General features: G+C 65.6%; 18 protein-coding genes. 11 read left to right on the plus strand and 7 right to left on the minus strand.

Features of this window, described 5'->3' with window-relative positions:
• Positions 1-151: 151 nt before the first annotated feature.
• From F6X39_RS09595 to purH, 5 genes are all read left to right on the plus strand, one after another.
• The gene (locus tag F6X39_RS09595; protein ID WP_187616446.1) at positions 152-1570 is read left to right on the plus strand and encodes an aminopeptidase P N-terminal domain-containing protein; all 1419 of its coding nucleotides are present in this window, start codon (positions 152-154) and stop codon (positions 1568-1570) included.
• 6 nt (positions 1571-1576) lie between these two features.
• Positions 1577-2848, plus strand: a complete 1272-nt coding sequence (locus F6X39_RS09600) for a UbiH/UbiF/VisC/COQ6 family ubiquinone biosynthesis hydroxylase (protein WP_187616447.1) — start codon at positions 1577-1579, stop codon at positions 2846-2848.
• Between the two features lie 188 nt (positions 2849-3036).
• Positions 3037-4113, plus strand: a complete 1077-nt coding sequence (dusB, locus tag F6X39_RS09605; RefSeq protein WP_090801809.1) for a tRNA dihydrouridine synthase DusB — start codon at positions 3037-3039, stop codon at positions 4111-4113.
• Positions 4110-4343, plus strand: coding sequence for a Fis family transcriptional regulator (locus tag F6X39_RS09610; protein WP_008919619.1), 234 nt, complete (start codon positions 4110-4112; stop codon positions 4341-4343). Before dusB ends, F6X39_RS09610 begins: the two co-directional genes overlap by 4 nt.
• 55 nt (positions 4344-4398) lie before the next feature.
• Positions 4399-5964, plus strand: coding sequence for a bifunctional phosphoribosylaminoimidazolecarboxamide formyltransferase/IMP cyclohydrolase (purH, locus tag F6X39_RS09615; protein WP_184058423.1), 1566 nt, complete (start codon positions 4399-4401; stop codon positions 5962-5964).
• 75 nt (positions 5965-6039) lie between these two features.
• Here the strand turns inward: purH and F6X39_RS09620 are convergent, their stop codons facing one another.
• On the minus strand, positions 6040-6279 hold the full coding sequence (locus tag F6X39_RS09620) for a hypothetical protein (RefSeq protein WP_018421774.1): 240 nt from the start codon (positions 6277-6279) through the stop codon (positions 6040-6042).
• Between the two features lie 131 nt (positions 6280-6410).
• Between F6X39_RS09620 and ruvC the strand changes: the two genes are divergently transcribed.
• From ruvC to F6X39_RS09640, 4 genes are all read left to right on the plus strand, one after another.
• A complete protein-coding gene (ruvC, locus tag F6X39_RS09625; RefSeq protein WP_090801813.1) occupies positions 6411-6953 on the plus strand; it encodes a crossover junction endodeoxyribonuclease RuvC in 543 nt (180 codons plus the stop codon).
• Between the two features lie 76 nt (positions 6954-7029).
• The gene (gene ruvA, locus F6X39_RS09630) at positions 7030-7611 is read left to right on the plus strand and encodes a Holliday junction branch migration protein RuvA (protein WP_184022945.1); all 582 of its coding nucleotides are present in this window, start codon (positions 7030-7032) and stop codon (positions 7609-7611) included.
• 30 nt (positions 7612-7641) lie between these two features.
• Positions 7642-8703 (plus strand): Holliday junction branch migration DNA helicase RuvB, encoded by a 1062-nt coding sequence (gene ruvB, locus F6X39_RS09635; protein ID WP_184022944.1) that lies wholly within the window; start codon positions 7642-7644, stop codon positions 8701-8703.
• A 23-nt stretch (positions 8704-8726) separates the two neighbouring features.
• Complete coding sequence (locus F6X39_RS09640; protein ID WP_187616448.1) at positions 8727-9704, plus strand: oxygenase MpaB family protein; 978 nt, start codon at positions 8727-8729, stop codon at positions 9702-9704.
• Positions 9705-9740: 36 nt separating this feature from the next.
• Here F6X39_RS09640 and F6X39_RS09645 read toward each other — a convergent pair whose 3' ends face one another.
• The 3 genes from F6X39_RS09645 to tyrS form a co-directional block, all read right to left on the minus strand.
• Complete coding sequence (locus F6X39_RS09645; protein ID WP_184066707.1) at positions 9741-10409, minus strand: histidine phosphatase family protein; 669 nt, start codon at positions 10407-10409, stop codon at positions 9741-9743.
• 102 nt (positions 10410-10511) lie between these two features.
• Complete coding sequence (gene dtd / locus F6X39_RS09650) at positions 10512-10970, minus strand: D-aminoacyl-tRNA deacylase (RefSeq protein ID WP_187616449.1); 459 nt, start codon at positions 10968-10970, stop codon at positions 10512-10514.
• A complete protein-coding gene (gene tyrS / locus F6X39_RS09655) occupies positions 10967-12217 on the minus strand; it encodes a tyrosine--tRNA ligase (RefSeq protein ID WP_184066713.1) in 1251 nt (416 codons plus the stop codon). The genes dtd and tyrS overlap by 4 nt, the downstream gene beginning before the upstream one ends.
• Before the next feature lie 179 nt (positions 12218-12396).
• On the opposite strand from tyrS, the gene F6X39_RS09660 reads away from it, so the two are divergent.
• Positions 12397-13527: an anhydro-N-acetylmuramic acid kinase gene (locus tag F6X39_RS09660; RefSeq protein WP_184051084.1), complete on the plus strand. Its 1131-nt coding sequence runs from the start codon at positions 12397-12399 to the stop codon at positions 13525-13527.
• A gap of 121 nt (positions 13528-13648) precedes the next feature.
• Here F6X39_RS09660 and erpA read toward each other — a convergent pair whose 3' ends face one another.
• From erpA to rplM, 3 genes are all read right to left on the minus strand, one after another.
• A complete protein-coding gene (erpA, locus tag F6X39_RS09665) occupies positions 13649-14014 on the minus strand; it encodes an iron-sulfur cluster insertion protein ErpA (protein ID WP_027198818.1) in 366 nt (121 codons plus the stop codon).
• Between the two features lie 234 nt (positions 14015-14248).
• Positions 14249-14641, minus strand: coding sequence for a 30S ribosomal protein S9 (gene rpsI, locus F6X39_RS09670; protein WP_011489810.1), 393 nt, complete (start codon positions 14639-14641; stop codon positions 14249-14251).
• A gap of 11 nt (positions 14642-14652) precedes the next feature.
• Positions 14653-15081, minus strand: a complete 429-nt coding sequence (rplM, locus tag F6X39_RS09675; RefSeq protein ID WP_013090508.1) for a 50S ribosomal protein L13 — start codon at positions 15079-15081, stop codon at positions 14653-14655.
• A gap of 627 nt (positions 15082-15708) precedes the next feature.
• Here rplM and F6X39_RS09680 point away from each other — a divergent pair.
• A complete protein-coding gene (locus F6X39_RS09680) occupies positions 15709-16131 on the plus strand; it encodes an OsmC family protein (RefSeq protein WP_026226035.1) in 423 nt (140 codons plus the stop codon).
• Positions 16132-16298 lie beyond the last annotated feature (167 nt).

Below are 16298 nucleotides of genomic sequence, written 5' to 3' on the forward strand. Positions count from 1 at the left end.
TGCTGGCGCCATCTTCGCGAACTGCCCGCCGAGCCGCTGTGGACGGATTGCAACATGACGGTGGCCACCGCGCCGTCCGGAGCCGCACAAAGCGAGTCAATGTCGTGCGCGGAGAATGGGGCCAGGAGAATCGCGGCGCTACAATCGCACGATGAACCAGCCGACCGAACCCACCATCGCCATCGACGTCTACCGCACGCGCCGCGAGCGCGTTCTCGCCGCGCTGCGCGCCGCGGGCGGCGGCGTCGCCATCGTCCCGACCGCGCCGGAAGCGCTGCGCAACCGCGACACTGACTACCCATACCGCCACGACAGCTACTTCTATTATCTGACCGGCTTCACCGAGCCCGAAGCGCTGCTGGTGCTCGATGCCAGCGCCGCGCCCGGCGCGCCCGCGTCGATGCTGTTCTGCCGCGAGAAAAGCGTCGAGCGCGAGACCTGGGAAGGCTTCCGCTTCGGCCCCGACGGCGCGCGCGAAGCATTCGGGCTCGACGCCGCGTTCCCGATCGGCGAACTCGACACGCAGCTGCCGCGCATCATCGCCGACAAGCCGGCGCTGCACTACGCGTTCGGCACCTCGGCGCATTTCGACGAGCAGGTGCGCGGCTGGCTCGACGCGGTGCGCGCGCAAAGCCGCGGCGGCACCGTCGCGCCCACGGCCGCGCGCGACCTGCTGCCGTTGCTCGACGAGATGCGGCTCGTCAAGGACGACCACGAACTCGCGATCATGCGCCGCGCCGGACAGATTTCAGCGGCCGCGCATCGTCGCGCGATGGCGCTGTGCCGGCCCGGTATCCGCGAGTACGAACTCGAGGCCGAACTGCTCTACACGTTCCGCAAGTTTGGCGCGCAGGCGCCGGCCTATACGTCGATCGTCGCGGCTGGCGCGAACGCGTGCGTGCTGCACTACCCGGCCGGCAACGCGATCGCGCGCGACGGCGACCTGATCCTGATCGACGCGGCCTGCGAACTCGACGGCTACGCGTCCGACATCACGCGCACGTTTCCGGCGAGCGGGCGTTTCACGCCGGCGCAGCGCGAGCTGTACGACATCGTGCTGGCAGCACAGCAGGCCGCCGTCGACGCGACGCACGCCGGTGCGAGCTTCGACGATCCGCATCAGGCCGCGCTGCGCGTGCTGTCGCAGGGGCTGCTCGACACCGGCATCGTGCCGCGCGCGAAGTTCGCCTCGATCGACGACGTGATCGCCGAGCGCGCCTACGTGCCGTTCTACATGCACCGCACCGGCCACTGGCTCGGCATGGACGTGCACGACTGCGGCGACTACCGCGAGCGCGGCGCGCCGCGCGACGAAGCGGGCGTGCTGCCGTGGCGCACGCTGCGCGCGTCGATGACGCTGACGATCGAGCCGGGCTTGTACGTCCGCCCGGCCGAGGGTGTGCCCGAACGCTACTGGAACATTGGCATCCGCATCGAGGACGACGCAATCGTGACGCCGACCGGCTGTGAGCTGATCACGCGCGACGTGCCGGTCGCCGCCGACGAGATCGAGGCGCTGATGCAGGAAGCACGAGCCCTCCATCAAGCGTCGCATCAACATAGGACCTGATCCGCGATGAACGAAGCATCTCCCTCGGCGGTGATCCTGAGGCCCGCCTCCCACCAGCAGGGGTTCGATTTCGACGTGACGATCGTCGGCGCCGGGCCGGTCGGCCTCGCGCTCGCCGGCTGGCTCGCGCGCCGCAGCGTGACGCGCGAGCTGAAGATCGCGCTCGTCGACGCGCGCGAGCCGGAGGACTCGATCGCCGATCCGCGCGCGATCGCGGTCTCGCACGGCAGCCGGATGATCCTCGAGCCGCTGCGCTGGCCCGCCGACGCCACCGCGATCGAGCGCATCCACGTGTCGCAACGCGGTCATTTCGGCCGCACGCTGATCGATCATCGCGAGCACGGCCTGCCCGCGCTCGGCTACGTGCTGCGCTATGGCTCGATCGTGCATGGCCTCGCCGACGCCGTGCATGCGACGCCGGTCCACTGGTTCCGCTCGACCTCGGCCGGCGCGCCGGTTCAGGAGCTCGACGGCGTCACGCTGCCGATCGGAACCGCGGGCGTCGCGCGCCAGTTGCGCACGCGGATTCTGGTCAACGCCGAGGGCGGCCTGTTCGGCGACCAGAAGCACGCGAAAAATCCGAGCCGCGCAACCGACGAATACGCCGGCGCACGCGACATCGGTAAAAACAACGCCGGCTCGCGCGACTACGGCCAGACCGCGCTGGTCGGCACGGTCACCGTGTCCGCGCCGCAGCCGCACGTCGCATGGGAGCGCTTCACCTCGCAAGGTCCGATCGCGCTACTGCCGATGGGTGGCGTGCGTGGTGCCGACTACGCGCTCGTCTGGTGCTGCGCGCCCGACGAAGCCGCGCGCCGCGCGCAGCTTTCCGACGAAGCGTTCCTGCGCGAGCTCGACGCCGCGTTCGGCAACCGCATGGGCCGCTTTACGCACATCAAGGGTCGCGCGTCTTTCCCGCTCGGCCTCAACACGGTCGACACGCTCGTGAACGGCCACATCGTCGCGATCGGCAATGCGGCGCAGACGTTGCATCCAGTGGCGGGCCAGGGCCTCAATCTGGGCTTGCGCGATGCGCATGCGCTCGTCGACGCGCTATCGGCCGAAGGCCCGACCCCGCTCGCGCTCGCCACCTTCGCGCAACGCCGCGCGCTCGACCGGCGCCTGACGATCGGCTCGACCGACACGCTCGCGCGCCTCTTTACCGTCGACTTCGCGCCGCTCGCGGTATTGCGCGGCCTCGCCCTGACCGCACTCGAATTCGTGCCGCCGGTCAAAACCGCGCTCGCCCGGCAGATGATGTTCGGCCAGCGCCGTTAAGCGTGAGAAATCGCTGCGCGGTTCTATGAGCCGGGCGACTTTCATAGAAGATTTAACGGGTTACGAGACTCGGTTCGCGAGTCCCGGCAACCCGTTAACGCTAAAATAGCGGTTTTCCCTCGCATTTCGCGCTGCGCCGGCTCTCACGATTGTCAAATCCTGGCCCGTCGTCGGCGCGCGCTCACGCCATGCCCCCTCTCGGCCCCCACAATCTGCGTAACAACCTGTTCGTCGCCCCGATGGCCGGCGTGACCGACCGACCGTTCCGCCAGCTGTGCAAACGGCTCGGCGCGGGCTATGCGGTGTCGGAAATGGTCGCGTCGAACGCACAGCTGTGGAAGAGCGAAAAGACCATGCGCCGCGCGAACCACGAAGGCGAGGTCGAGCCGATCGCGGTGCAGATCGCCGGCGCGGACCCGGAGATGATGGCCGAAGCCGCCCGCTACAACGTCGCGAACGGCGCGCAGATCATCGACATCAACATGGGCTGCCCCGCCAAGAAGGTCTGCAACGTCGCGGCCGGCTCGGCGCTGCTGCAAAACGAACCGCTCGTGCAGCGCATCGTCGAGGCCGTCGTGAACGCGGTCGGCGTCGGGCCCGACGCGGTGCCCGTCACGCTAAAAATCCGCACCGGCTGGAATCGCGAGAATAAAAACGCGCTGAACGTCGCGCGTCTCGCGCAAGCAGCGGGCATTTCGATGCTGACCGTGCACGGCCGCACGCGCGCGGACCTGTACCACGGCGACGCCGAGTACGAAACCATCGCCGCGGTAAAGGCGGCGGTGCGCATTCCGGTCGTCGCGAACGGCGACATCACGTCGCCGCAAAAGGCGCGCGAGGTGCTCGCCGCGACCGGCGCGGACGCGATCATGATCGGGCGCGCCGCGCAGGGCCGTCCGTGGCTGTTCCGCGAGATCGAGCATTTCCTGCAAACGGGCGAGCTGCTGCCGCCGCCGCGCATCGACGAAATCCAGCAGGTGATGAACGAACATCTCGAAGATCACTACGCTTTTTACGGGGAATTTACCGGTGTCCGCACTGCGCGCAAGCACATCGGCTGGTACACTCGCGGCCTTTCCGGCGCCAACCTGTTCCGGCATCGCATGAATACGCTGGACACCACGCGCGAACAACTCCTCGCCGTCAACGAGTTCTTTGACGCGCAAAAGGCGATCTCAGACCGCCTCGTCTACGTCGACGAAGCGCCCGGCAACCCCGGGCTCGACAGCGAGAGCGAGGACAACTCCGACCGACTAGCAGCATGAGCAAGAACAACATCGAACAATCTGTCCGCGACAGCCTGGACGTGTATTTCCAGGATCTCGACGGCTCCAATCCGCACGACGTCTACGACATGGTCATTTCATGCGTGGAAAAACCCTTGCTCGAAGTGGTGCTCGAGCAGGCCGGCGGCAACCAGTCGCTGGCCGCCGAGTATCTCGGCATCAACCGCAATACGCTGCGCAAGAAGCTGCAACAACACGGTTTGCTGTAGCGCGTCGTAGTTTCTCGCGCCCTGCCACGTTTCCCTTCGGCTTTTCGTCTTCATCATGATCAAGCAAGCGCTCATCTCCGTTTCCGACAAGTCCGGCATCGTCGACTTCGCCAAATCGCTGTCGGACCTCGGCATCAAGATCCTGTCGACCGGCGGCACCGCGAAACTGCTCGCGGACGCGGGCCTGTCCGTCACCGAAGTCGCCGACTACACGGGTTTCCCGGAAATGCTCGACGGGCGCGTGAAAACGCTGCATCCGAAGGTGCACGGCGGCATCCTCGCGCGCCGCGACCTGCCCGAGCACATGGCCGCGCTCGAGAAGCACGACATTCCGACCATCGACCTGCTGGTCGTGAACCTGTACCCGTTCGTGCAGACCGTGTCGAAGGAAGAATGCTCGCTCGAGGACGCGATCGAGAACATCGACATCGGCGGCCCGACGATGCTGCGCTCGGCCGCGAAGAATCACCGCGACGTGACGGTGGTGGTCGATCCGGCCGACTACGCGGTCGTGCTCGACGAAATGCGCTCGAACGGCAACACGGTGTCGTACAAGACGAACTTCCGCCTCGCGACCAAGGTGTACGCGCACACCGCGCAATACGACGGCGCGATCACGAACTACCTGACGAGCCTGACCGACGAGTTGCAGCATTCGTCGCGCAACGAGTACCCGGCCACCTTCAACATGGCGTTCGACAAGGTGCAGGACCTGCGCTACGGCGAAAACCCGCATCAGAGCGCGGCGTTCTACCGCGACCTGGCGGTGCCGGCCGGCGCGCTCGCGAATTACAACCAGTTGCAGGGCAAGGAACTGTCGTACAACAACATCGCCGACTCCGACGCGGCGTGGGAATGCGTGAAGACCTTCGACGTGCCGGCCTGCGTGATCGTCAAACACGCGAATCCGTGCGGCGTCGCGCTCGGCGCGGACGCTCACGAAGCGTATTCGAAAGCATTCCAGACCGATCCGACCTCGGCGTTCGGCGGCATCATCGCGTTCAACCGTGAAGTCGACGAAGCGACCGCGCAAGCGGTGGCGAAGCAGTTCGTCGAAGTGCTGATCGCGCCGTCGTTCAGCGCCGAAGCGCGTCAGGTGTTCGCGGCGAAGCAGAACGTGCGTCTGCTCGAAATCACGCTGGGCGAAGGCCATAACACGTTCGATCTGAAGCGCGTCGGCGGCGGCCTGCTCGTGCAGTCGCTCGACTCGAAGAACGTGCAGCCGCGCGAACTGCGCGTCGTCACGAAGCGTCATCCGACGCCGAAGGAAATGGACGACCTGCTGTTCGCATGGCGAGTCGCGAAGTACGTGAAGTCGAACGCGATCGTGTTCTGCGCGAACGGTATGACGCTCGGCGTCGGCGCGGGCCAGATGAGCCGCGTGGACTCGGCGCGCATCGCGAGCATCAAGGCGCAGAACGCCGGTCTGACGCTGGCCGGTTCGGCGGTCGCATCGGACGCGTTCTTCCCGTTCCGCGACGGTCTCGACGTGGTCGTCGCGGCAGGCGCGACCTGCGTGATCCAGCCGGGCGGCTCGGTGCGCGACGACGAAGTGGTCAGCGCCGCCGACGAGCACAACATCGCGATGGTGCTGACTGGCGTGCGTCACTTCCGTCATTGATCGGCTGAAGTTCGGTAGCCGCAAGACAGGCCCGGCGGGTTGTCCCGCCGGGCCTTTTGTTTCGCGGCGACGCGTTCAATCGTCCGGCTCTTTGCGCGCGTAACCGTCCCGCACCTGCGCATGCTGGCTGATGTACGTGCCCAAACCCCGTCCCCGCCGCGCGAGACGCTTCAACACCGCGACATGTTCGGCGCCGACACTCGCCTCTGTGTACCAATACACGACGCCCGGCCGAAAGCGCACCTTGATGAAATCGTCGCCGATTTCGTAAGCGTCGACACCCGAGTCGCCGCTGAGATTGCGGTAGCGCTCCATTCTCGATCGCCCTCCCTGCGCAAAGCCTTTAGCAGCTTTTATTCCGCTAAGCATGCTGCCAGCGCACCGCCGCGCGCCGCGTTCGATGTAGTATCGCAGGCACCTGGTTTTTATCGCTTGTGCGGCACCTCATGAGAATTCTCGGCATCGACCCCGGCCTGCGCGTGACCGGCTTCGGCGTGATCGAACAACACGGCCACACACTGAGCTACGTCGCGAGCGGCGTGATCCGCACCGCCGACGCCGATCTGCCGTCGCGGCTCGGCACCATCTTCGCGGGCATCTCGACGCTGATCCGCGAGCACGCGCCGGATCAGGCGGCCATCGAAAAAGTCTTCGTCAACGTCAATCCGCAGTCGACGCTGCTGCTCGGCCAGGCGCGCGGCGCCGCGATCTGCGGGCTCGTCGCGGGCGGCGTGCCGGTCGCCGAATACACCGCGCTGCAACTGAAGCAGTCGGTGGTCGGCTATGGCCGCGCGACCAAGGAGCAAATGCAGCAGATGGTCGTGCGGCTGCTGAGCCTGGCGGGCGTGCCCGGCACCGACGCCGCCGACGCGCTCGGCATGGCCATCTGCCACGCGCACGGCGGCTCGACGCTGAGCACGCTCGGCGGCATCGCACCGGCGCTCGCGAAGAAGGGCTTGCGAGTGCGGCGCGGGCGTCTGGTCGGCTAGCGCAACTATGCCCCGCGCCGCCGATCCGCTGCGCTACACTCGCGCTTTCCCATCCGACTCTGAAAACTAATCCGCCATGATCGGTCGCATCGCCGGCGTTCTGCTGGAAAAAAATCCGCCGCATCTGCTCGTCGACTGCAACGGCGTCGGCTATGAAGTGGACGTGCCGATGAGCACCTTCTACAACCTGCCGTCGACCGGCGAGCGCATCGTGCTGCTCACGCAGATGATCGTTCGCGAGGACGCGCATCTGCTGTACGGCTTCGGCACCGCGCAGGAACGCTCGACGTTCCGCGAGCTGCTGAAGATTTCCGGCATCGGCGCGCGCATGGCGCTCGCGGTGCTGTCGGGCATGAGCGTCGCGGAGCTCGCGCAGACCGTCACGATGCAGGACGCCGCGCGCCTCACGCGTGTACCGGGCATCGGCAAGAAGACCGCCGAGCGGCTGCTGCTCGAACTGAAGGGCAAGCTCGGCGCCGACCTCGGCGCGATGGCGGGCGCCGCGTCGCCATCCGACCACGCGTCCGACATCCTCAATGCGCTGCTCGCGCTCGGCTACTCGGAAAAAGAAGCGCTCGCGGCGATCAAGAACGTGCCGGCCGGTACGGGCGTGTCCGAAGGCATCAAGCTCGCGTTGAAGGCGCTGTCGAAGGGCTAAGCGCCAAGCCGCGCGCGGTACAATGACCGCATGATCGAAACCGACAAACTCGCCGCCGAGCGGATCATCGCGGCCACGCCCGTGTCGCCGAACGAAGAAGCGTTCGAGCGCGCGCTGCGCCCGCGTCAGCTCGACGAATATGTCGGGCAGGAGAAAGTGCGCGGCCAGCTCGAAATCTTCATCGAGGCCGCGAAGCGCCGTTCCGAATCGCTGGACCACGTGCTGCTGTTCGGGCCGCCGGGCCTCGGCAAGACCACGCTCGCGCACATCATCGCGCGCGAGATGGGCGTCAATCTGCGGCAAACGTCGGGGCCGGTGCTCGAACGCGCCGGCGACCTCGCCGCGCTGCTGACCAATCTCGAAGCCAACGACGTGCTGTTCATCGACGAAATCCACCGGCTCTCGCCGGTCGTCGAGGAAATCCTGTATCCAGCGCTCGAGGATTATCAGATCGACATCATGATCGGCGAAGGGCCGGCCGCGCGCAGCGTGAAGCTGGATCTGCAGCCGTTCACGCTGGTCGGCGCGACCACGCGCGCGGGTATGCTGACCAATCCGCTGCGCGACCGCTTCGGCATCGTCGCGCGACTCGAGTTCTATAACGCCGAGGAGCTCACGCGCATCGTCACGCGTTCGGCCGCGCTGCTCGGCGCGCAGATCCATCCGGACGGCGCGTTCGAAATCGCCCGTCGCGCGCGCGGCACGCCGCGTATCGCGAACCGCTTGCTGCGGCGCGTGCGCGACTTCGCCGAAGTGAAGGCCGACGGCAACATCACCGCGCAGGTGGCCGACGCCGCGCTCAGCATGCTCGACGTCGACGCGGTCGGCTTCGACCTGATGGACCGCAAGCTGCTCGAAGCGATCCTGTACAAGTTCGACGGCGGCCCGGTTGGTGTCGACAATCTCGCGGCGGCAATCGGCGAGGAGCGCGACACGATCGAAGACGTGCTCGAGCCGTATCTGATCCAGCAGGGCTTCCTGCAGCGCACGCCGCGCGGCCGCATCGCCACGCTGCTCACGTACCGGCATTTCGGACTGGCCGCGCCGGATTCGGCGAGCGCGCGGCCGGGTCTGTGGGATTCCACGAACTGAGTCACGCGACGAGGCCGACCAGGATGTCAGACCAGACCCAGCAACCCGGCCCTTCCAACCGTTCACCTGTCAATCCCGCCGGCGACCCGTCCGGCAATGTCACGCAGCGCCTCACCCACCGCCTGCGCTCGAAGCTCGCCGCCGGCGTCACGCATCTGACGACCGGCAGCGGACCGGTGCTCGACTACTCGTCGCCGCCGGGCGACCCCGGTCTGTTCGGGCCGGACTCCGTCTGCTGGAAGGTCCACGCCGACTTCACGTCGATGATGACAGGCGGCATCAGCGCGCTGCTGCTTCAGGCGCTGCATCCGCTCGCGCTCGCGGGCGTCTGGGATCACTCGAGCTTTCGCACCGACATCCTGGGCCGGCTGCGTCGCACGGCGACGTTCATCGCCGGCACGACGTACGGCAGCAAGAACGATGCGCTCGCGCTGATCGAGCGCGTGAAGCGCATTCATCTCGACGTGACCGGCGTCGCACCGGACGGCCAGTCGTATCGCGCGAGCGAGCCCGCGCTGCTGACGTGGGTGCACGTCGCGGAAGTGTCGAGCTTTATGACCGCGCATCTGCGCTATGTGAATCCGGTGCTGTCCGTCGCGGCGCAGGATCAATACTTCGCGGAAACCGCGCGCATCGCGGAAATGCTCGGCGCCGTCGATATTCCGCGCTCGCGCGCCGAGATCGAGGCGTACCTGCTCGCGATGCGGCCCGCGCTCGTCGCGAGCGAGCGCACGCGCGAAGTCGTGAGGATTCTGATGAACGCGCCGGCACCGAGCTTCGCGATGCGACCCGCCGGCACGCTGATGCTCAACGCGGGGGTCGATCTGTTGCCCGACTGGGCGCAGACGATGCTCGGCTTGAATCGCCACGCGGCGCTGCGTCGAACCTTCGCGCGGCCTGCCGTGCGGGTCGTCGCGCCGGTGATCCGCTGGGCGCTGGTCAATGGAGTATCGAAGCGGGCTCGGCGGCGCGCGGCGGCGGCGGTGCGGGAGCAGGATTGATTGCGCCACGCGTCTCGGGCCATTGCCCGCCTTTGCTTACCGCCCCGGTCCCTTCCTGAAACCATCATCGTCGGCGCTGCCCGCGTCGAGATGCGCTACGTCCGCCCACGACACGATCGTCGCGCGACCGTCCCCGTAATCCACGACGTTCAGGCTGGTGTTCAGCAGCGGGTAGTCGCGCGGTGCGTCGAGCCGCATGCCGGTTGCAAAGCGGCGCACGCAGTCGAGCACGCCGCCATGCGTGACACAGGCGATGCGCCCGCCCGGATGCGCGGCGACGAGCGGCTCGATCGCATGCACGATGCGGTGGTAGAACACGCGGTGCGACTCGCCCTCGGGCGGCGCAAAGCCGGGATCGCGGGTTTGCCACTGCGCGTATTCGTCGGGGAAACGCAGCGCGATCTCGTCGCTGTCATGGCCCTGGAACGCGCCGTACGAGCGCTCGCGCAAGTTCTCGCGTGACTGCAGCGGCAGGCCAAGCGCCTCGCCGATCGGCTGCGCGGTCTGCTGCGCGCGCTGCAAGTCGCTCGAATAGATCGCGTCGAGCCGCGCGCCCTGCTTCGCCTCGTCGGCGAGGCGCTGCGCGAGACGTCGTGCCTGCGCGACGCCGGTCGTCGCGAGCGGAATGTCGATGTGGCCTTGAATGCGCTTGATGCGATTCCAGTCGGTCTCGCCGTGCCGGATAAACAGGATCTGCGTCGTCATGAGAGAGAGGTGCCGTTCGCGGTTGTGTCGAGCGACTATTGTGGCAAAAAGCAGCGGCACGGCCCGCCTGCGGCGACGGCGTGCTCGAACGTTTGCGTTCTTTTACGCGTTGGTCTGCAACCAGAACGTGACCGGCCCGTCGTTGACGAGCGACACCTGCATATCCGCGCCGAACTCGCCAGTCTCGACGATCGGATGCTTCGCGCGCGCGGCCGCGACGAAGTAGTCGAACAGGCGCTTGCCCTCGTCGGGCGGCGCGGCCGGCGTGAAGCTCGGGCGCAGGCCGCTGTTGGTATCGGCCGCGAGCGTGAACTGCGACACGAGCAGCAGGCCGCCCGCGTGTCCGGCGCCGTCGAGATTCTGCACCGACAGGTTCATCTTGCCGGCCGCGTCGCTGAACACGCGGTAACCGAGCACCTTGGCGAGCAGCTTGTCGGCCGTGGCCTCGGTGTCGCCGCGCTCCGCGCAGACGAGCGCGAGCAGGCCCGCGTCGATCGCGCCGGTCACGCGATCGGCAACGCGCACTTCGGCGCGCCGCACGCGTTGGATCAGCGCGATCACGCCGTCAGCGTCACGCGCGCGAAACGGCGCTTGCCGACCTGCACGACGTACTCGCCAGCTTCGACCTTCAGGCCCTTGTCGGACACCGCGGCGCCGTCGATCTTCACACCGCCTTGCTCGATGTTGCGCAGCGCCTCGCTCGTCGACGGTACGAGGTTCGCCTGCTTCAGCAACTGGCCGATCGCGAGCGGTGCGCCCGCGAGCGTCACGGCCGGGATGTCGTCGGGCACGCCGCCCTTCGCGCGATGGTTGAAGTCCTCGAGCGCGCGTTCGGCGTCCGCCTGCGAGTGGAAACGCGCGACGATTTCCTGGCCGAGCATCACCTTGAAATCGCGCGGATTACGGCCCGCGTCGGCCTCGCGCCTGAAGCCGGCGATTTCGTCCATCGGACGGAACGACAGCAGTTCGAAGTACCGCCACATCAGCGTGTCGGAGATGCTCATCAGCTTGCCGAACATGTCGGTCGGCTTTTCGCTGATGCCGATGTAGTTGTTCTTCGACTTCGACATCTTCTCGACGCCGTCGAGCCCTTCGAGCAGCGGCATCGTCAGGATGCACTGCTGCTCCTGGCCGTACTGCTTCTGCAACTCGCGACCAACCAGCAGGTTGAACTTCTGATCCGTGCCGCCGAGCTCCAGGTCCGCGTTCAGCGCGACCGAGTCGTAGCCCTGCATCAGCGGGTACAGGAATTCGTGGATCGAGATCGGCACGCCGCCCTGGAAGCGCTTCGTGAAGTCCTCGCGCTCGAGAATGCGTGCGACCGTGTAGCGCGACGCAAGCTTGATCATGCCGTCGGCGCCTAGCGGCATCGACCATTCGCTGTTGTAGCGAATCTCGGTCTTGTCGCGATCGAGCACGAGCGCGGCTTGCTCGAAATAGGTCTTCGCGTTCGATTCGATCTGCTCGCGCGTAAGCGGCGGGCGGGTCGCGTTGCGCCCGGACGGGTCGCCGATCAGCGACGTGAAGTCGCCGATCAGGAAAATCACCGTGTGGCCGAGGTCCTGCAACTGGCGCATCTTGTTCAGCACGACCGTGTGGCCGATGTGGATGTCGGGTGCAGTCGGATCGAGCCCGAGCTTGATGCGCAGCGGCTTGGCCGTCGCCGCGCTGCGCGCGAGCTTTTGCGCGAATTCGTCTTCGATCAGCAGTTCGTCGACGCCGCGCCTGGTCACGGCGAGCGCGTGACGGACTTCGTCGGTGATCGGGAAGGCGGAAGCGGGATTGGGCTGGGTGGACTCGGTGCTCATGCTGTAAACGTGAAGTCGCGAAAAAACAGGATTGTCCCATAGATGCGCGCCGCCGCGCCCACTCACGCGCCCCGTACGGCCCCGCGACGGGCCAATTCGTTGCGGCTCGCGTCACCTTCGCCGTTTGCGCCGATAATCTGCTACAACGAATCGGAATGAACATCGACAGGAGCAGCGACGTGGCGCAAGATCCCGCAGACGGCATCTATTTCGGACTGATGTCGGGAACCAGCATGGACGGTGTGGACGGCGTGGCCGTCCGGTTTGCCAATGGGAAGCCGCCCGAGGTGCTGGCCGAGGCGTTCGTCGGCTTTTCGGCCGGCATCCGCGAAGCGCTGTTCGCGCTGCAACAGCCGGGGGACAACGAGATCGAGCGCGAGGCGCTCGCCGCCAACGCGCTCGCGACGCGCTACACGGTGTGCTGCCACGATCTGCTGCGCGACAGCCGCGTATCGGCCGATGACGTCCGTGCGATCGGCGTGCATGGGCAGACCGTGCGGCATCGGCCGGAAAAGGGGTATACGCGACAGATCAACAACCCGGCGCTGCTCGCGGAAATGCTGCATATCGACGTGGTCGCCGATTTCCGCAGCCGCGACGTCGCGGCAGGCGGCCAGGGCGCGCCGCTCGTGCCCGCTTTTCACGCGACGATCTTCGGTGCGAAGGACGAAACGCGCGTCGTCTGCAATCTTGGCGGAATCAGCAACATCACGATCCTGAACGCGACCGGCGGCGTGCGCGGCTTCGACTGCGGGCCGGCGAACGCGCTGCTCGACGCGTGGGCCGAGCGCCAGCTCGGCAAGCCATTCGACGAAAACGGTCATTTCGCGGCGAGTGGCCAGGTCGATCGCAAGCTGCTGAACGCGTTGCTCGACGAACCATTCTTCGCAGAGCAGCCGCCCAAGAGCACCGGCCGCGATCTGTTCAACACCGCATGGCTCGATGCGAAGCTCGAGCCGTTCTCCGCGCTCGCACCAGCCGACGTACAGGCGACGCTCGTCGCGCTGACCGCGGTGACGGTCGCGCGCGAGATTGAGCGGCATGCATCCGATGCGCGGGCCGTGTACGTGTGCGGCGGCGGCGCGCGCAATCCGGAGATCATGAAGGCGTTGCAGCAGGCGCTCGAAGACAGCGGCGTAAGCGGCGTGCCCGTGATGACGACCGACGCGCTCGGCGTGCCGCCGAGCCAGGTCGAGCCGCTCGCGTTTGCGTGGCTCGCGATGCGCTGCATCGCGCGTCTGCCGGGCAGTCTGCCAAGCGTGACGGGGGCATCCGCGGAGCGGGTGTTGGGGGCTATTTACCCGCGCTGAGAAAAGGCAGATGCGAACAAACCCACGCCTCTTGATGTCGCGGGTTGCCTCTGCGGCGCGAAAACAATAAAAAAACGGCGCCGAGGCACCGTTTTCACTGTGGCACGAAGAGCCTGTCCGCTCAGACCGAGAACGACGAACCGCAACCGCAGGTCGTGCTCGCGTTCGGGTTTTTGATGACGAACTGCGCGCCGTTGATGTCGTCCTTGTAGTCGATCTCTGCGCCGACCAGGTACTGGTAGCTCATCGAGTCGATCAGCAGTTGGACGCCGCTCTTGTTCATCACGGTGTCGTCTTCGTTGATCGCTTCGTCAAACGTGAAGCCGTACTGGAAGCCCGAGCAGCCGCCGCCCTGCACGAACACGCGCAGCTTGAGCTCCGGGTTGCCTTCCTCATCGATCAGTTGCTTGACCTTGTCAGCCGCTGCGTCGGTAAAGACGAAGGGGGCCGGCATCTCGGTCACGGGGGTATCGGTGACTGCGTTCATTCGAACTCTCCAAAAAGCTTTAAGCGATATTGTAGGGCTGTTCCGGATATCGTGCTGAAGCCCAGAAAATCAATGGGTTCTTGCTGCAAGGTCGATGCAAGGCGAGCGGTTGCCGCTTGGGCGAACGAGACCGGCCCGCGAACCCCGGCGAACCATAAAAAAAGCCGCCTTCGCGCGGGGCGTTGGCGGCTTTTGCTGCAAACCGGCGTGAAGGCCGGTTCGCGCCCGAAACGATTAACGCTTCGAGAATTGCTTGCGGCGACGTGCCTTGTGGAAGCCGACCTTCTTACGTTCGACTTCACGAGCGTCGCGCGTGACGAAGCCAGCCTTCGACAGTTCCGGCTTCAGCGTCGCGTCGTAGTCCATCAGCGCGCGGGTGATGCCGTGGCGAACCGCACCGGCTTGACCCGTTTCACCGCCGCCGGTCACGTTGACCTTGATGTCGAACGTGACACCGTGGTTCGTGAGCTCCAGCGGTTGACGCACGATCATCAGCGACGTTTCGCGCGAGAAGTAGTCGGCGATGGGCTTGCCGTTCACAACGATGTCGCCCTTGCCTGCCTTGATGAACACGCGAGCGACGGCGCTCTTGCGGCGGCCCGTGCCGTAATTCCAGTTACCGATCATGTGGGCTCCCCTTAGATCTCGAGCGCCTTCGGCTGTTGTGCCGAATGCGGATGCGTTGCGTCAGCGTAGACCTTCAGCTTCTTGATCATCGCGTAGCCGAGCGGACCCTTCGGCAGCATGCCCTTGACCGCTTTCTCGAGCGCACGGCCCGGGAAGCGTTCCTGCATCTTGCCGAACGTCGTTTCATAGATACCGCCCGGGTAGCCCGAGTGACGGTAGTACTTCTTGTCGGTAACCTTGTTGCCCGTGACCTTCAGCTTGCCGGCGTTGATGACGATGATGAAATCACCGGTGTCGACGTGGGGAGTGAATTCAGGCTTGTGCTTGCCGCGAAGACGGTGTGCCACTTCGCTGGCGACACGCCCGAGAACCTTATCCGTCGCGTCAATCACGTACCATTCGCGCGTCACCTCATGGGCTTTTGCGGAAAACGTCTTCATGATCGATCCAAAAAAATTGCTGCGCCCAATGTGTTCTTTCCTGCTTGTAGTGTGCGCATCGAGGCGCGTGCAGGCTCTCCCTGGTTCTTCTTCCGCGGGCGCGGATGCGGAAAAGCCCTGAATTATAAAGGAATTTGTGCTGGCAAGTCAAAACGTGCGATGCGCTCGCCGCGAGCGGCCAGGAAACGGGGCGAAACGCCTGACAAACGGCGGCGAAAAAAAACCCGAACGAGCGGCTCGGGTTTAATCCACCAAAGGAGGAGGTGGAGGAGACAACGGAGGTTGCAGAACTGCTGCAACGATGGAGCAAATTATAAGAGTCACCCTTGTGCAACGCAAGAAGATTTGCATTGTGAAATTAGTTTTCACAATGTGACAGATTCGATGCAGGGAGGACATTTGACGAAACTCCTTTTGGATCAAGCGCTAAAGGCCAAAGAATTCGAATCGCATCAGGCATAACGACCCTAGACCGCCCGAGGAATTCTGCAACCGCCCGCCCATTCCGCACCGCAACAAGAAAGCAATCGCCGTGCATGGACGCGGGATGCGCTCAGCGTGCGCCAATCGTCAGACACCGGGCTACAATGCCGTCTCGACAAAGCGATGCGCGGTGGGAGTGACAGCATGGAATGCAAAGTTAGCTGGATGGGACAAGACGGGATGGCGTTCGCGGCCGAGACGGGCAGCGGTCATCTGGTCGCGATGGACGGCGCACCCGAGGGTGGCGGACGCAACCTCGCGCCGCGCCCGATGGAAATGGTGCTGCTCGGCACCGGCGGCTGCACCGCCTACGACGTCGTGATGATCCTGAAGAAGAGCCGCCAGGAGATCGCCGGCTGCTCGGTGACGCTGAAGGCCGAGCGCGCGAGCGAAGATCCGAAGGTGTTCACGAAGATCCACTTCCACTTCACGGTGACGGGCAAGAATCTGAACCCGGCGACCGTCGAGCGCGCGATCAACCTCTCGCACGACAAATACTGCTCGGCGTCGATCATGATCGCGAAGACCGCCGAGCTCACGCATTCGTTCGACATCGTCGCGCTCTGAGCGCGAAAGCGATGGCGGCCACGGCCGCCATCCCGCCCCAAATCGGCATAGGGGGCAGCCTGAGGCTGCGCCCCTGCCACACCACCCGGCATGCGGGTCCGCACCGGGCGGTTCGGGAAGTTGAGGTTAGGAGAGTCGGGGCACACCCAGCTGATCGAAGTAAGTGA

The organism is Paraburkholderia sp. UCT2 (genome assembly GCF_014397665.1).
GTDB lineage: Bacteria > Pseudomonadota > Gammaproteobacteria > Burkholderiales > Burkholderiaceae > Paraburkholderia > Paraburkholderia tuberum.

Bases quoted from the DNA above. Each gene is read 5' to 3' on its own strand.
- F6X39_RS09595 (WP_187616446.1), top strand. From the start codon at position 152: ATGAACCAGCCGACCGAACCCACCATCGCCATCGACGTCTACCGCACG.
- F6X39_RS09600 (WP_187616447.1), top strand. From the start codon at position 1,577: ATGAACGAAGCATCTCCCTCGGCGGTGATCCTGAGGCCCGCCTCCCAC.
- dusB (WP_090801809.1), top strand. From the start codon at position 3,037: ATGCCCCCTCTCGGCCCCCACAATCTGCGTAACAACCTGTTCGTCGCC.
- F6X39_RS09610 (WP_008919619.1), top strand. From the start codon at position 4,110: ATGAGCAAGAACAACATCGAACAATCTGTCCGCGACAGCCTGGACGTG.
- purH (WP_184058423.1), top strand. From the start codon at position 4,399: ATGATCAAGCAAGCGCTCATCTCCGTTTCCGACAAGTCCGGCATCGTC.
- F6X39_RS09620 (WP_018421774.1), bottom strand. From the start codon at position 6,279: ATGGAGCGCTACCGCAATCTCAGCGGCGACTCGGGTGTCGACGCTTAC.
- ruvC (WP_090801813.1), top strand. From the start codon at position 6,411: ATGAGAATTCTCGGCATCGACCCCGGCCTGCGCGTGACCGGCTTCGGC.
- ruvA (WP_184022945.1), top strand. From the start codon at position 7,030: ATGATCGGTCGCATCGCCGGCGTTCTGCTGGAAAAAAATCCGCCGCAT.
- ruvB (WP_184022944.1), top strand. From the start codon at position 7,642: ATGATCGAAACCGACAAACTCGCCGCCGAGCGGATCATCGCGGCCACG.
- F6X39_RS09640 (WP_187616448.1), top strand. From the start codon at position 8,727: ATGTCAGACCAGACCCAGCAACCCGGCCCTTCCAACCGTTCACCTGTC.
- F6X39_RS09645 (WP_184066707.1), bottom strand. From the start codon at position 10,409: ATGACGACGCAGATCCTGTTTATCCGGCACGGCGAGACCGACTGGAAT.
- tyrS (WP_184066713.1), bottom strand. From the start codon at position 12,217: ATGAGCACCGAGTCCACCCAGCCCAATCCCGCTTCCGCCTTCCCGATC.
- erpA (WP_027198818.1), bottom strand. From the start codon at position 14,014: ATGAACGCAGTCACCGATACCCCCGTGACCGAGATGCCGGCCCCCTTC.
- rpsI (WP_011489810.1), bottom strand. From the start codon at position 14,641: ATGATCGGTAACTGGAATTACGGCACGGGCCGCCGCAAGAGCGCCGTC.
- rplM (WP_013090508.1), bottom strand. From the start codon at position 15,081: ATGAAGACGTTTTCCGCAAAAGCCCATGAGGTGACGCGCGAATGGTAC.
- F6X39_RS09680 (WP_026226035.1), top strand. From the start codon at position 15,709: ATGGAATGCAAAGTTAGCTGGATGGGACAAGACGGGATGGCGTTCGCG.